At 29.1% G+C, this 14,561-nt stretch carries 12 protein-coding genes; 3 read left to right on the forward strand and 9 right to left on the reverse strand.

Going from position 1 to position 14,561, the window contains the following annotated elements:
• Window positions 1–41: 41 nt before the first annotated feature.
• Window positions 42–824, reverse strand: coding sequence for a diaminopimelate epimerase (gene dapF / locus ACFO3U_RS11645; protein ID WP_379742435.1), 783 nt, complete (start codon window positions 822–824; stop codon window positions 42–44).
• 131 nt (window positions 825–955) lie between these two features.
• On the opposite strand from dapF, the gene ACFO3U_RS11650 reads away from it, so the two are divergent.
• Window positions 956–2,341, forward strand: a complete 1,386-nt coding sequence (locus ACFO3U_RS11650) for a S1C family serine protease (protein ID WP_379742438.1) — start codon at window positions 956–958, stop codon at window positions 2,339–2,341.
• Between the two features lie 140 nt (window positions 2,342–2,481).
• Window positions 2,482–3,930, forward strand: coding sequence for a glyceraldehyde-3-phosphate dehydrogenase (locus tag ACFO3U_RS11655; protein ID WP_379742441.1), 1,449 nt, complete (start codon window positions 2,482–2,484; stop codon window positions 3,928–3,930).
• A 52-nt stretch (window positions 3,931–3,982) separates the two neighbouring features.
• Here ACFO3U_RS11655 and ACFO3U_RS11660 read toward each other — a convergent pair whose 3' ends face one another.
• Both ACFO3U_RS11660 and ACFO3U_RS11665 read right to left on the reverse strand, forming a co-directional pair.
• Window positions 3,983–4,501 carry a TlpA family protein disulfide reductase gene (locus ACFO3U_RS11660; RefSeq protein WP_379742444.1) on the reverse strand — a complete coding sequence of 173 codons (519 nt, stop codon included), beginning with the start codon at window positions 4,499–4,501 and terminating at the stop codon, window positions 3,983–3,985.
• A gap of 70 nt (window positions 4,502–4,571) precedes the next feature.
• On the reverse strand, window positions 4,572–5,249 hold the full coding sequence (locus tag ACFO3U_RS11665) for a Crp/Fnr family transcriptional regulator (RefSeq protein ID WP_379742447.1): 678 nt from the start codon (window positions 5,247–5,249) through the stop codon (window positions 4,572–4,574).
• Between the two features lie 277 nt (window positions 5,250–5,526).
• Here ACFO3U_RS11665 and ACFO3U_RS11670 point away from each other — a divergent pair, with 277 nt between their 5' ends.
• Window positions 5,527–6,204, forward strand: a complete 678-nt coding sequence (locus ACFO3U_RS11670) for a hypothetical protein (protein WP_379742450.1) — start codon at window positions 5,527–5,529, stop codon at window positions 6,202–6,204.
• Between the two features lie 82 nt (window positions 6,205–6,286).
• Here the strand turns inward: ACFO3U_RS11670 and ACFO3U_RS11675 are convergent, their stop codons facing one another.
• From ACFO3U_RS11675 to ACFO3U_RS11700, 6 genes are all read right to left on the reverse strand, one after another.
• Window positions 6,287–8,551, reverse strand: coding sequence for an aconitate hydratase (locus ACFO3U_RS11675; protein ID WP_379742453.1), 2,265 nt, complete (start codon window positions 8,549–8,551; stop codon window positions 6,287–6,289).
• A 298-nt stretch (window positions 8,552–8,849) separates the two neighbouring features.
• The gene (locus ACFO3U_RS11680) at window positions 8,850–9,803 is read right to left on the reverse strand and encodes an AAA family ATPase (RefSeq protein WP_379742456.1); all 954 of its coding nucleotides are present in this window, start codon (window positions 9,801–9,803) and stop codon (window positions 8,850–8,852) included.
• Between the two features lie 48 nt (window positions 9,804–9,851).
• Complete coding sequence (locus ACFO3U_RS11685) at window positions 9,852–11,222, reverse strand: peptidylprolyl isomerase (RefSeq protein ID WP_379742459.1); 1,371 nt, start codon at window positions 11,220–11,222, stop codon at window positions 9,852–9,854.
• Window positions 11,206–12,057: a hypothetical protein gene (locus tag ACFO3U_RS11690; protein ID WP_379742462.1), complete on the reverse strand. Its 852-nt coding sequence runs from the start codon at window positions 12,055–12,057 to the stop codon at window positions 11,206–11,208. Before ACFO3U_RS11690 ends, ACFO3U_RS11685 begins: the two co-directional genes overlap by 17 nt.
• Before the next feature lie 6 nt (window positions 12,058–12,063).
• Window positions 12,064–14,031, reverse strand: a complete 1,968-nt coding sequence (locus tag ACFO3U_RS11695; protein ID WP_379742465.1) for a peptidylprolyl isomerase — start codon at window positions 14,029–14,031, stop codon at window positions 12,064–12,066.
• A 165-nt stretch (window positions 14,032–14,196) separates the two neighbouring features.
• Window positions 14,197–14,561, reverse strand: a 365-nt coding sequence (locus ACFO3U_RS11700) for an OmpA family protein (protein ID WP_379742468.1), incomplete at its 5' end; no start/stop codon positions are given.

Below are 14,561 nucleotides of genomic sequence, written 5' to 3' on the forward strand. Positions count from 1 at the left end.
TATTAAAACTAAAAATACCACAAAAATTGCCATCATAATTATTAACTATTTATAGTTCCTTCAAAAACAAAAGTAGCTGGTCCAATTAAAAACACATTGGTGAATTTATTGTTTTCAGCATCAAATTTTACTTTTAAAGTTCCTCCTTCTACGTTTAATTTTATTTCTTTACTTGTTGTTTTACCTATTTTATGCATAGCAATTGCAACAGCAGTTACTCCTGTTCCACAAGACAAAGTTTCATCTTCCACACCACGTTCATATGTTCGAACTGCAAAAATGTCATTTTCTAACTGCTTTACAAAGTTAATATTACTTCCTGCTTTTCCATATAAATCAGAATATCTAATTTTTGCTCCTTCTTGTTTTACATCAAATTCTTTTAAATTTTCTATTAAAGCAACATGATGTGGTGAACCTGTGTTTAGAAAAGTGTAATTACCTTCTTCTTTAATTTCATCAACATCCATCATTTGTAGTGAAACAATTCCTTCTTTATCAATTGTTGCATAATGCATACCATCAATAGCTTCAAAAGTAGCTTCATTTGAAATTACATCCATTTGTTTTGCGAAAGCAACTAGACATCTTCCTCCATTTCCACACATGGAACTTTCATTTCCGTCTGAATTATAGTAAACCATTTTAAAATTTAAATCTGGATGGTTTTCTAATAAAATTAATCCATCAGCACCAACTCCAAATTTTCTATCACACAGACGTGCAATGAGTTTGGTATCATTTTTGGGAAATATATTTTGTCGATTATCAATCATGACAAAATCATTTCCAGTACCTTGATATTTGTAAAAATGTATTTTCATAATAAATTTATTACTGCAAAAGTACAAATATTAATAAGATGTTAAACATTGTTAATCGAGCGTTAAACCAATTTTATATAAAATAATATGTGTGTAATTTTAACCTATAATTAATTAAATTAATATAAAGAATGAAAAAATTAGGAAGTTTATTACTGATATCGCTTTTTAGTGGAGCGATGACATTGGGAGCTTATAAGTTATTTTTTGATTCAAAAGAAAATAGCTCAATAACTGTAGCCTCACCAAATTATACAAAAAACGTTGGCTTAAATGCCGAAACAGTTGATTTTACTGCAGCAGCAGAAAACACGGTACATAATGTTGTCCATGTTAAAAACATGACAACGCAAAGAGTCTATAGAGATCCATTTGCTTATATGTTTGGTAATGGACACGGTGGAGTACAAGAACAATACCAAGTAGGAACAGGTTCTGGTGTTATTATTAGTGAAGATGGATTTATAGTGACTAATAATCACGTAATTCAAAATGCAAATGAATTAGAAGTTACCTTAAATGACAACAGAACATTTAAAGCAAAATTAGTTGGGACAGATTCAAAAATGGATATTGCTTTATTAAAAATTGAATCTGACGAAAAATTACCTTTTGCTATTTTTGGAGATTCAGATGAAATAAAGGTTGGAGAATGGGTTTTAGCTGTTGGAAATCCTTATAATTTAACCTCAACAGTTACAGCAGGAATTGTTTCAGCAAAAGCTAGAGATTTAAGTAATAATGGAATTCAATCATTTATACAAACTGATGCTGCAGTAAATCCAGGAAATAGTGGTGGTGCATTAGTTAATACTAGAGGAGAATTAATAGGAATTAATACTATGATTTCATCTCAAACAGGTTCATATGTTGGATATTCTTTTGCAGTTCCTTCAAACATTACCAGAAAAATTGTGGAAGATTTAATGCAATTTGGAAATGTACAAAGAGGTGTTTTAGGGATTGAAGGTCGTGAATTGAATCAAAATGCATCAGAAGAATTAGGAACAACTATATCTAAAGGATTTTATATTTCGAATATTACACAAAAATCTGGTGCTGAAAAAGCTGGATTGAAAAAAGGTGATATTATTACAAAACTAGACGATAAAATGGTTAGCGGTTTTAAAGATTTAACTTCTTACATTAATACCAAAAGACCTGATGATATAGTTAATGTTACTGTAATTAGAAATGAAAAAGAAAAAACAATTCCAGTTAAATTAACTAAAAGAGAATTATTAACAATTGAATTTAACCAAATTGAATTATCTGACATTGATGAGAGTGATAAAAAAGCATTGAACATAGATTATGGTGTAAAAATCAGTAAGATTAATAATCCAGAATTAGTTCAATATCAAGATCAACTTTTGGGTGGAATTATTCTTTCTATTGATGGTAGAAAGGCAACTGATATTAGTAGTATCAATAGCTATTTGAACACAAAGAAAACGGATAGAGCTCAGTATAAAATCATCACTCCAAATGGTCAGCTATTTTCAGTAATATTTTAACAAATAAACCTTTAAAAAATCAAACCAGTCAACTAGGCTGGTTTTTTTATTGAAAAAAAGAAAGAAAAAGCTTTACGAAAACGATTGAAATCTATATTTTTGCAAAAAATTTAACAACACACTTTTTTACAACTTATTTCATGAGTAACAACAACTTATACGAGAAAGAGCTTTCTTTTCAGGCTGACAGAAGAAAAGCTGGTGTAGAATTTATCAAAATCATTAGTGATTTGTGGTATGATAAATCTATAGAATTAGTTTTATTTAGAAATCAATTAATTGATAGAAACGTAAGTGACATCATTAATTTACATGAATATGCTGGTGCATTTGTTCAAAAACCAATTAACATTTTTGATTCAGTAGAAATTGCTGACGCTATTAACAGCTTAGATTTACCACCATCAAGAATTGATATTGGAAAATTAACGTATGAGTATCATTTAGAAGATGACAAATACAACGACGCTAAAGCTTTTGTAATTGACAAATTGAAAGATGCTAAAGCTACTACTGAAATTAAACCAAAAGATGTTGTTCTTTATGGTTTTGGTAGAATTGGACGTTTATTAGCTCGTGAAATGATGGGCAAAATAGGAAAAGGGCAACAATTACGTTTACGTGCTATTGTTACAAGAGATAAAAGTGATGCAACTTTATTAGAAAAAAGAGCTTCATTATTAAGATATGATTCAGTTCATGGTGATTTTGAAGGATCAGTTGAAGCAGATGTTGAAAATAATGCTTTAATTATCAACGGAACAACTGTTCATATTATTACAGCAAATGGTCCAGAAGAAATTGATTATACACAATACGGAATCAATGATGCTTTAGTTATTGATAACACAGGTGCATTTACAACTGAAGAAGCTTTAAGAAGACACATGACTTCAAAAGGAACTAGTAAAGTTTTATTAACTGCTCCAGGAAAAGGTGTTCCTAATATTGTTTATGGTGTTAATCATGAAGAATACAATCCAGATACTGTTGATATTTTCTCTGCTGCTTCTTGTACTACAAATGCAATTACTCCAATTTTAAAAGCTGTTGAAGATACTTTAGGTGTTGTAAAAGGACATTTAGAAACAATTCATGCTTATACAAATGACCAAAACCTTGTTGATAATATGCACAAAAAATACCGTCGTGGTAGAGCTGCAGCCTTAAACATGGTTATTACTGAAACTGGTGCTGGTTCTGCTGTTGCAAAAGCATTACCTAATTTAGCTGGAAAATTAACTTCAAATGCAATTCGTGTTCCTGTTCCAAATGGTTCATTAGTGGTGTTGAATTTAGAAGTTGGAAAAGAAACTTCAATTGAAGATGTAAATAACATCATGAAAAAATATGCTCTTGAAGGAAAATTAGTTGAACAAATTAAATATTCTTTAAATAATGAATTAGTATCTTCTGATATTGTTGGAACTTCTGCTCCTTCAATATTTGATAGTAATGCAACAATTGTTTCTGGAGACGGAAAAAATATTGTTTTATATGTTTGGTACGATAATGAATATGGGTATAGTCACCAAGTTATTCGTTTAGCTAAATATATTGCTAAAGTAAGACGTTACACTTATTATTAGTAGTTAATTTTAATTCCACAAAAAAATCCGTTCTGAGCTAGAACGGATTTTTTTATTGTTTTAATAGTTCATCTATAGTTTTTCTTAATGCTTTAGAATTCCAATTTTTTACTCCTTCTTCATTCATTACAATTCTACCAGTTTTGCTAATCAAATATGATTTTGGTACTTCATTAAAAATTAATGGTCTTAGTGGTGTTGAACCAATATAATAATTAGGAAACAATAGATTATTTTCTTTAATAAACTTTCTTATATTTTGTTGGGAGTCATCTGTTATAAAATAAAACTCAATCTTTAATTTATAATCATCATAAAGCTTTTCAATAATTTTAATATCATCTAAAATATCTTTATCCTTTGTGTTCCAATAATGAATAAATACAACTTTATTTCTTTTAGCATACATATTAATAGTTCTACCAGTAGATTCAATTAACCTTAAATCATAAGAAGACAGGACTTCTTGTTTTTCAAAAGGGATAAAACTTGGTTCGGGATATTTTGTATCCAAATAAGAACAACTTGTTAAACAAAAGCAAATTAAAAGAGTTAATACTATTTTTTCCATTATTATATTTTATTCAAAAGTAACAAAAATATATCGTTATGAAGTTGTATTCTTCGAATAAAAAAAACAATTAATTACCTAAACCATATTTCTTTAAAGTAATTTCCTTTCTATCAAAATCTAAATAATTTTCATCTTTTAATTCGTTTAACAAAATATTTAATGTTGGTCTTGAAGTTCCAATTAATGTTGCTAATTCTTTTTGAGTGTACGGTTGTCTAATGATTGTATCACCTGTAACGACATTTTTATAACCAAAATCTTCTCCTAATTCTTTTATAAATTCTTTTAATCTTGTCTTTGTATCTTTAAACAAAAGCAGTTGCAATCTTCTTTCTAATTTTTTGAATCGAAATCCAATAAACTTATAAATTTTCAAACTGAATTCTTTGTTTTCTCTAAGTAATTCAATCATCATATCAGTTGTAATTGTGCAGAGTGAAGTTTCAGAATCTATAGCTTGCGCAAATTCATTTCTTTTTTCTTCTCCTAAAATTGCTTTTTCTCCAAAGATTTCGCCTTTTGATAATATTGCCATAATTATTTCATCTCCATCTTCAGTAACGTAACCAATTTTAACTTTACCATAATTTATTAAGTAAATTTTATCCGCACTATCCTCTTCAAAATAAATATAATCGTTCTTTTTATAAACATTAAATTCATGAGATTTCTTAAAATCCTTAAAGCGATGTGGACATAAAATTGTAAATAAATTTACATCATCAAAAAACCAAAGAGAGTTCATAATTATTTTATTTATTTCAAAGTTAATCAATAAAACAAAAAGAAGCATTCTTTCTTCTATTTAACTAAGCTAATTTAAATAAAGTTTTTAAAATTGAAACATCTAAAAATCTCATTTAATATAGAATAAGTAATAAGCTGAAGTCAACTATAAAATTTAAAAAAATACATTTTGCGATTAATTCATTATAAAATAAAAGATATATGATTTAAAAATTCGCATTATGAGATTTTTTGTTCTTTTTTTAGTAATTTTATAATCCCAAATATAATAAAGCATGAAAAAGATATACTTACTTTTTTTTATTTTCAGTTTTATCTCAATTCATAGTCAAGTTGGAATTGGAACTACAAATCCTACCGCAGATTTAGACATTAACGGTACCTTAAGAATTAGAACCACAAACTCAAACCTAAATGAATCTGCGGCAAAAGATTCTATTTTAGTATCTGATAATCTTGGAAATATAGCACGAATTTCCTCAAAACAAATCATTGAGAGTCATTTAAAAACTTTTATAAAAGGTAACTTCTCAAGTTCTTCAAGTGTTGGATTGTCATTAACTAGCAATACAGCAATTATACCTTTCAATGCTACCGAATTTGACATGAATACAGAATACAATTCTACTTCTTCTGTCTACACAGCTAAACAAGATGGTATTTATCAAATTTATGTACAAATTAAAGGTTCTGGAGTTAGTGTAGCAACTAGTTTTGGTGTTCAAATTTTAAAAAACGGTACAGTTATTTCTCAAAATAGTTTTGCCAACGTTGGAATTTCAGTTCTTGGAATAGGTTTAGTCAATGTCACACCACCTCTAAGAAATTTACAGACACTTACTCAATTAACTACTGGAGATACCATTCAATTTAATGTTACTAGTAATTTAGGCTCTGTAACACTTGTTGGAAATAGAGAAGATTGCTACTTTACTATCAATCAAGTACGATAAATTTAAAATTGCAACATAAAAAAACTCTTGAATAGCTTTTAAACTGATTCAAGAGTTTTGTATTTATTCTTTTAAAAGAAAATTATGCGTTTTCTGCAGCAATTAAATTTAATGCAGAACCAGCTTTGAACCAATCAATTTGCCCTTGGTTGTATGTATGATTAGCTAAAATAGTTTCTTTTGAACCATCAGCATGAACCAACTCTATTGTCAAAGGTTTATTTGGAGCAAATTCCGTTAAATCTAAGAAGTTAAAAGTATCATCTTCTTGAATTTTATCATAGTCAGCTTCATTAGCAAATGTTAAACCTAACATTCCTTGTTTTTTAAGGTTTGTTTCGTGAATACGCGCAAAAGATTTAACTAAAACTGCTTTAACTCCTAAAAATCTTGGTTCCATTGCAGCATGCTCTCTTGAAGAACCTTCACCATAATTATGATCTCCCACAACAATTGAAGGTATACCAGCTGCTTTATAAGCTCTTGCAGTAGCAGGAACAGTATCGAAAGCACCTGTTAATTGATTTTTAACTTTATTAGTAGCTTGACCAAATGCATTAACAGCACCAATCAACATATTATTTGAAATATTATCTAAATGTCCACGGAAACGTAACCATGGTCCTGCCATAGAGATATGATCAGTAGTACATTTTCCGAAAGCTTTGATTAATAATTTTGCACCTGTGATGTTCTTTCCGTCCCACGGTTCAAATGGAGCTAATAATTGAAGTCTGTCTGATGTTGGAGAAACAACTACTTGTACTCCACTTCCATCTTCTGCTGGTGCTTGAAAACCTGCATCTTCAACATCAAATCCTTTTTTAGGTAATTCATCTCCATAAGGAGTTTTTAACATTACTTCTTCACCTTTATCATTGATTAAAGCATCTGTTAAAGGGTTAAAATCTAATCTTCCTGAAAGTGCTAAAGCAGCAACCATTTCTGGTGAAGTTACAAAAGCATGTGTATTAGGGTTTCCATCAGCACGTTTAGAGAAATTTCTATTGAATGAGTGTACAATAGTATTTTTTTCTTCTTTGTTTGCTCCTTCTCTATCCCATTGTCCAATACATGGTCCACAAGCATTTGTAAATACTTTAGTTCCTAGTTTTTCGAAAGTATCAATAATTCCGTCTCTTTCAATTGTGTATCTAATTTGTTCTGAACCTGGATTAATTCCGAATTCAGCTTTTGGTGTAATTCCGTTATCAATAGCTTGTTGAACGATTGAAGCTGCTCTTGACATATCTTCATAAGAAGAGTTGGTACAAGAACCGATTAATCCCCATTCTACTTTAATTGGCCATCCATTAGCTTGAGCTTCTTCTTTCATTTTTGAAACTGGAGTTCCTCTATCTGGAGTAAATGGTCCATTGATGTGTGGTTCTAATTCAGAAAGGTTAATTTCAATTACTTGGTCAAAATACACTTCTGGATTTGCATATACTTCAGCATCAGCTGTTAAGTAATCTGCAACTTTATCAGCAGCATCAACCACATCTTGACGATCTGTTGCTGATAAATATCTTCTCATTGAATCATCGTATCCAAAAGTAGAAGTTGTAGCTCCAATTTCTGCACCCATGTTACAAATTGTTCCTTTACCAGTGCAAGACATTGAAGTTGCTCCTTCACCAAAATATTCAACGATAGCACCTGTTCCACCTTTTACAGTAAGGATATCTGCTACTTTTAAGATAACGTCTTTTGGTGCTGTCCAACCAGAAAGTTTTCCAGTTAATTTAACTCCAATTAATTTTGGAAATTTTAATTCCCAAGACATTCCAGACATTACATCTACTGCATCTGCTCCACCAACACCAATAGCTAACATTCCTAATCCACCAGCATTTACTGTATGTGAATCTGTACCAATCATCATTCCACCAGGAAATGCATAATTTTCTAATACAATTTGGTGAATAATTCCTGAACCTGGTTTCCAAAAACCGATTCCGTATTTATCTGAAACTGATGATAAGAAATCAAAAACTTCTTTAGACTGACTATTTGCTAATGCTAAATCTTTTTTAGCACCATCTTTTGCTAAAATCAAGTGATCACAGTGAACTGTTGTTGGAACTGCTACTGTTTTCTTATTTGCATGCATAAATTGCAACAATGCCATTTGTGCTGTTGCATCTTGACAAGCTACTCTATCTGGAGCAAAGTCAACATAATCTTTTCCTCTTGAATATGCCGTTGTAGGATTTCCATCCCATAAGTGCGAATATAATATCTTTTCAGACAAAGTAAGTGGACGACCAACTAGATCACGAGCTTTATCAACTCTTTCAGCCATAGTTGCATACACCTGTTTAATCATTTCTATATCAAAAGCCATAGTATAAATTAATTATTTAGTTTGTTATTTTTTTAGTGGAACAAATTTAAGAAATCTTAATGAGAATTGAAAATTTTTAATAAAATCTTAATTTAGAGGAATTATTATTTGTCAACTGGTAGTTTTAATGAATATTTTTCAAGAAAACACCTATTTATTTTGTTTTCCTTATTTTTTAAACCAAATAATAATAATTTGACAAAAAGTAACTGCCGTTTTTGATATATTAATAATCAAAGGTATCTTTAAAATGATTCTAAATTAACTATGGAAAACTTAGATAATAAAAAAGCTGTTCTTAAAACAGCTTTTTTATTATCATTTCTTCAGAAATTCCTTCGGCATCAGCTTTGTAATTTTTTACAATTCTGTGTCTAAGAATCCCTGTTGCAACTGCTTTTACATCTTCAATATCTGGTGAGTATTTTCCGTTAAAAGCTGCATTAGCTTTAGCTGCTAAAATTAAGTTTTGAGATGCTCTTGGTCCAGCTCCCCAATCTATATATGTTTTTACAAAATCTGTAGCCAAAGAATTATCTGGTCTTGTTTTGCTTACTAAAGTAACTGCATATTCAATTACGTTATCAGCTACAGGAATTTTTCGAATTACATTTTGAAAATCAATTATTTCTTGAGCAGTAAATAATGAATTTACAACTGGTTTATGGTCTGATGTTGTAGCTTTAACCACATCTATTTCTTCTTGAAAACTTGGATAATCTAATTTAATAGCAAACATAAAACGGTCTAATTGTGCTTCTGGCAAAGGGTATGTTCCTTCTTGCTCAATAGGGTTTTGAGTTGCTAACACAAAATAAGGCAAATCTAATTTATAATGATGACCTGCAACTGTAACAGCACGTTCTTGCATAGCTTCTAAAAGTGCAGCTTGTGTTTTTGGAGGTGTTCTGTTAATCTCATCAGCTAAAATAATATTAGAAAAAACTGGTCCTTTTATAAACTTAAATTGACGATTTTCATCTAAAATTTCACTTCCTAATATATCAGAAGGCATTAAATCTGGTGTAAACTGAATTCTTTTGAAATGTAAACCTAAAGCTTGGGAAATTGTATTTACCATTAAAGTTTTTGCTAACCCAGGAACACCCACTAAAAGAGCGTGTCCTCCAGAAAAAATACTTAAAATTATTTGGTTTACAACTTCATCTTGACCGATAATTACTTTAGCAACTTCTTTTTGAAGTTCAGCTTTTTTTTCAACCAATTGTTTTAATGCTGCAACGTCTGACATATAGTTTTTAGTTTTCTAAATTATGTTTAAGTTTCTAAAGTACGAAAATTATTTTATCTCTTTCTTTAACCAATCACTAGCAAAAACACAATCGCGATATTCACCGTTAATTTTGATATAAGTTTGAGCAATTTTTTCTTTAGTCCATTTTCCAATTGCAGTAATTTGTTTGTCTTTTAAAGCAATTTCTTTAATTTTAAGGAAGTCTTTAGAGAAATCTGCCGGATGTTCTTGTGTTTTTTCGTTAACCGTAATGATTTTGAAAAACTTACCTTCACCTGGAATTTCATCTAAAATGACTCTTGAAATTTCATTAGTTTGTAATTCTGAAATTTCATTATACAAAGAAGGATCCATTTTTGTAAGCTCAAATTTAGGCTCAAGAGTTTTTGGATTTAAAATTATTCCACCATTGTTTTTAGTTTCTTTATCTTCTGAAAACGATTTAGCAGCTTCTGAAAATGTTAGCTCTTTGTTTAAAATTTTAGCTCTAATATTCTCAATTCTAGTTTTTGCTTCTGCCAATGATTCATCACTTACTTTAGGAGACATTAAAATATGCCTTAATTCAATTTCTTGTCCTAATATTTTTTCTACCTTAATGATATGAAAACCATAAATAGTTTCAAAAGGTTCAGATATTTCTCCTTCTTCTAAGGTAAAAGCAACATCCTTAAATTCTTTTACAAATTGTGTTTTTTTATTGATTTTGTAGTATCCACCGTTTGGAGCTGAAGCTCTATCTTCTGTGTAAAGAACTGCTTTTGTAGTAAAGCTAGAACCATTTTCTAAAACGTCTTGTTTTATTTCTCTAAGTTTTTTTATAACTTTTTGTTTTTCTTCTTCACTAACAATAGGTTTAATAACTATTTGTGCAATTTCAACTTCTGAACCAATCGTAGGAATTTCATCTTTTGGGATTTTATTAAAGAAATTTCTAACTTCCTCTGGAGTTATTTCAATATCATCAACTATTTTTCTATTCATAGCTTGAACAAGTTTGTTCATTTTAATGATGTCAAAAAAGTAATTTTTAAAATCGTCTACATTTTTTTTGTTATAATATTTCACAACTTTATCCATTGAACCAATTTGTTCAACCATTACACTAAGTTGCTCATCCATATAGCTTCTCACCTCTTCATCAGTCACCACTAAACTATCTTGAACTGCATGATGAGCATAAAGTCTATCTTCTAAAAGTTTTCCTAGCAACTCACATCTAGTCACATCAGCACTTGAAATTCCATTAGCTCTTAATTCAATCATCATTAAATCAATATCAGAATCTAAGACAACATAATCTCCTACAACAGCTGCTACTCCATCAATCTTTTGTTTTTTTGGTTGTGCTTGTAATGTAGTCACAGCCAAAAGTACAAGCACAAAAAGTGCTTTTAATTTACTTGTATATTTCATATTTTTTGTCTTTAAGAGCATCGGTTGTGATGTCTTTTTGATATTTATTTATTAATTCTGTTTTTCGTTTATTAAGGATAACTTTTTTTAATGTTGGTTTTATATATTGAAATGGTGAAATTTGATTTTTATCAATATAATTAGATGTTTTAATTAAGTACATATCGGTTGAATCGGCAAATTTAACTGTTTTTCCTGCGATTATATAATTTTCTTTATTATCCACATTTATAACAGGTAGTTTTTCATAAACCTGATTCATATCTATCCAAATAGAATCGTTAAAAGCATAACTTTTAAATTCAATGGTACTATTTTTTAGAAACTCTTTATTTTCTTTACTCGTATTAACAAATTTACTTGAAAGCGCATTAAGCTTAGGATTACTTTTATTAATTTGAATATAACTCATTTTCACAAGAGCTGCATTTGTCTTAAAATTTTGTTTATTTTTTTCGTAATAATCACTTAATTCTTTATCACTAACAACTGTGTCGAAAGACTTATATACCAATTGCTCAATGTAAGCCTTACTGTATAAATCTTTTTTGTACTGATCAACTAGCTTGTTTAGTTCTGTTTGCTTTTCATCTGAAAGATTTAATTCTGCAGCATTAAACAATAACTTTTGAGAAGCCCAACGATCAATATAATCTTTAACTATTACCAAACTATCTTCTTTTGAAGTTCCTGCTGGTACTAAATCTTTAATATCTTCTCTGTAAAGATTTGAATTATTAACTCTAGCTATGGCAACATTATCGACTTCATTTGTTTCTTTATTACAAGAAACAAGTGTTACAAAAATGACCAAAAACAAGAATTTAAATTTCATTATATCTTATTTTAATTGGTTCTTTACTTTTTGCAAAACATCTTTATTTACTTTGATGTCGACATTCTTTTTTAATTCTGAAACCCAATTTGCTTCTAAAAACTGTTGGTAATCATTTATAACTCTTCCTCTCGCTTCTGAGAAATCTTTAGATTGAGATGGCAACACTTTTTTTGTGTTTAAAAAGAAATAATAATCACCTTCTTTAACGATTTCAGACAATCCTGACTTTAGTTCAATTTTTTTTGGTAACGATTTATCATCTTCTTCATAAAGTCCACTTTGAACCATTACATTCACTTTTCCTTCTTCATTTAATTTTCCTTTAATGTAATTAGCATCTTTACCCTTTTTGGCATACTTAAATGCTTTTTCAATATCAGATTTATTTGTTGAAGAGTATATTTCTGTTTCAACTCTTTTTTTCCATTTGTAGTTAGCAATATTATCTAAATAAAATTGTTTTTGACCAATAGTATCTGATTTAGAACGATCCCAAATTTCTCTTTCCATTAAATCAAACAACAATAAACCATCTCTGTACTCATCCATTACGTAACTAAACTCCGGAAATTCTGCCTCTAAATGAGCGTCGTAGTATTCATTTAATTTTACATCAATAAATTGATTGTATAGATGATCTACTAAACTATTAATTGGTTTTATTTGAAGATTTTGTTTTTGCTGATCTAGAAGGTATTGCATAAATGTTGAAGCATTTATTTTTGCGTCTTTATTTATAACAAGTAATTCTTTATTATTTGCTTTTAAAACTTCAGGACTCACTTCCCATGCTTGTTTGTAATAATCATCAGTAACTAATTTTTTAACAGTTGCTAATGCTTTTTTATCTGTAGAAATCGTGTATTTTTTCTTTAATTTTTCAGTTAAAGAAGATGTAATTAATTTTGAACGATCATCTCTTCTAATTTTATTTTCTAATTCACTTTTTGATTCCTCAAAAGTTTTTATTGGATGTTTTTCAATAAGCTTTACAATGTGCCAACCAAATTGTGTTTTAAATGGTTTTGAAACATCGTTTGAATTTTTAAGACCAAAAGCCACTTCTTCAAATTCATTTGAACTTAATTGTCCAGTTCCAAAACGTTGTAAAACACCACCTTTAGATGAAGAAGACTTATCTTCAGAAAATTGTTGTGCTAACGCTTCAAATTTTTCTCCTTGTTGCAATTTTTGGTAAATATCTTCAATGGTTTTTTTGGATAAATCGTTACCATTTTCGTCTTTCTTTTCTAAAATCATAATATGAGCAACGGTAACCTCTCCTTTATTATCTCTTTGATCAACAACTTTAATTAAGTGGTAACCAAAACGCGTACGAATAGGTTTAGATATTTCTCCTTTTGGAGTATTAAAAGCAGCACTTTCAAAAGGATAAACCATTCTAAATGCAGAAAAATATCCTAAATCTCCTTTATTATCTTTAGCTGATGGATCTTGTGAGTATTTAACTGCTGCATCTTCAAAAGACATTCCTTTTTTAATTTCATCTCTTACTTTAATTGCTTCATTATATGCTTTTAGAGTATCTGCTGGTGATGCATTTTCATCTACTAAAATTAAAATATGTGAAGCTCTTATTTCTTTGAGCGAACGATCATAAGCTTCTTTTGTTAATGCTTCAGTAACTTTAGAATCACTTGTGTAATTTTTTGAAAGTTGTGTTCTATAAGACTTTAATTCATTTTGATATTTTAAACTGTTTTGTAAACCTATTTTATAAGCTTTATCTACTTTTAATTTATAGCCTAAAAATAAATCGAAATAAACATCTATATCTTTTTGTGAATCATCTTTTACCAAATCTAAATTTTTGTTATAAACTCTAATAAATTCATCCGTATAATAAGGTTTGTCGTCAATAGAGAATAACACTTCTTTTTTTACTTCTTGTGCAAAAACGTTGCTAAACTGCAATAATAATAGTAATCCAAAAACAAATTTATTTTTCATATCCACTTTAAATAGTTATCTTATAATTGTTACAATCAACAAAAATAATAATTCAAAGCTATTAATCAAGAATAACTTAATGTATTAACATAAAATTATACAGCATAAAAAAACCATCTCAATAATTGAGATGGTTTTTTTATGATTTTAAAGTTTGTTTATAGTTTACATTTCTAGGATAATAAACTGACTTCTTCTGTTTTGTTGGTGTTCTTCTTCGGTACAATCAACACCATCAGCACATTTGTTTACTAATTGTGTTTCTCCATATCCACGACCTGTTAATCGGTCTTTTGCAATTCCGTTTTTAACTAACCATGCAATTGTTGACTTGGCTCTTCTTTCTGATAATCTTTCGTTGTACTCATGTGTTTGACGACTATCTGTGTGTGAACGTACATCAATTTTCATTGTTGGATAATCATTCATTACTTCAACTAAAAGAGCTAACTGTGCTGCTGCATCTTTTCTGATGTTTGATTTATCTAAATCAAATAGAATGTTTTTAATGCCAAAAGTCTCCGCTAAAT

It is taken from the genome of Flavobacterium ponti (assembly GCF_042652765.1).
Lineage (GTDB): Bacteria > Bacteroidota > Bacteroidia > Flavobacteriales > Flavobacteriaceae > Flavobacterium > Flavobacterium ponti.

What these genes read in the sequence shown, in the direction of transcription:
- dapF (WP_379742435.1), bottom strand. Translation starts at nt 824, where the DNA reads ATGAAAATACATTTTTACAAATATCAAGGTACTGGAAATGATTTTGTC.
- ACFO3U_RS11650 (WP_379742438.1), top strand. Translation starts at nt 956, where the DNA reads ATGAAAAAATTAGGAAGTTTATTACTGATATCGCTTTTTAGTGGAGCG.
- ACFO3U_RS11655 (WP_379742441.1), top strand. Translation starts at nt 2,482, where the DNA reads ATGAGTAACAACAACTTATACGAGAAAGAGCTTTCTTTTCAGGCTGAC.
- ACFO3U_RS11660 (WP_379742444.1), bottom strand. Translation starts at nt 4,501, where the DNA reads ATGGAAAAAATAGTATTAACTCTTTTAATTTGCTTTTGTTTAACAAGT.
- ACFO3U_RS11665 (WP_379742447.1), bottom strand. Translation starts at nt 5,249, where the DNA reads ATGAACTCTCTTTGGTTTTTTGATGATGTAAATTTATTTACAATTTTA.
- ACFO3U_RS11670 (WP_379742450.1), top strand. Translation starts at nt 5,527, where the DNA reads ATGAAAAAGATATACTTACTTTTTTTTATTTTCAGTTTTATCTCAATT.
- ACFO3U_RS11675 (WP_379742453.1), bottom strand. Translation starts at nt 8,551, where the DNA reads ATGGCTTTTGATATAGAAATGATTAAACAGGTGTATGCAACTATGGCT.
- ACFO3U_RS11680 (WP_379742456.1), bottom strand. Translation starts at nt 9,803, where the DNA reads ATGTCAGACGTTGCAGCATTAAAACAATTGGTTGAAAAAAAAGCTGAA.
- ACFO3U_RS11685 (WP_379742459.1), bottom strand. Translation starts at nt 11,222, where the DNA reads ATGAAATATACAAGTAAATTAAAAGCACTTTTTGTGCTTGTACTTTTG.
- ACFO3U_RS11690 (WP_379742462.1), bottom strand. Translation starts at nt 12,057, where the DNA reads ATGAAATTTAAATTCTTGTTTTTGGTCATTTTTGTAACACTTGTTTCT.
- ACFO3U_RS11695 (WP_379742465.1), bottom strand. Translation starts at nt 14,031, where the DNA reads ATGAAAAATAAATTTGTTTTTGGATTACTATTATTATTGCAGTTTAGC.